1 protein-coding gene is annotated in these 604 nt (G+C 47.8%); it reads left to right on the top strand.

The features are described 5' to 3' along the window. Nucleotides 1-604: DNA gyrase C-terminal beta-propeller domain-containing protein (locus tag R7Z77_RS26805; protein WP_318137230.1), on the top strand; the 604-nt coding region annotated here is incomplete at both ends.

The raw sequence follows: 604 nt of genomic DNA, 5'->3' as shown, positions 1-604 counted from the left end.
AGGCTACGTTAAGTACCAAATCCTAAGCGACTACGAAGCACAGCGCCGTGGTGGTAAAGGTAAGAGTGCAACTCGAATGAAAGATGAAGACTACATTGAACGTCTTCTAGTGGCGAATACCCACGACAACATTCTATGTTTCTCTACTCGCGGTAAGACTTACCGTCTGAAAGTTTACCAATTGCCATTGGCGAGCCGTACTGCACGTGGTAAACCGATCGTGAACATCCTTCCATTGGAAGATGGTGAGCGTATCACTGCAATTCTTCCAGTCGATGAGTTCTCAGCAGACAAGTTCATCTTCATGGCAACTGGCGACGGTACCGTTAAGAAGACTTCTCTAGACCAGTTTGCGAACGTACGTTCAAACGGTCTAATTGCGGTGAACCTACGTGATGACGATTCTCTAATCGGCGTTGATATCACAACGGGTTCAAGCGACATCATGCTGTTCTCTAAAGCAGGTAAAGTTGTTCGCTTTAGCGAGGACAAAGTACGTGCAATGGGTCGTACAGCGGCAGGTGTCCGTGGTATGAAGCTGGCTGACGACGACCAAGTAGTTTCACTGATCGTTCCGTCTAACGAAGGCGACATCCTAACGGTT

This window comes from Vibrio sp. 1401 (assembly GCF_033340295.1).
The sequence above is the reverse complement of the archived record's forward strand: the minus strand, read 5'-3'. Positions and strand labels throughout refer to the sequence as shown.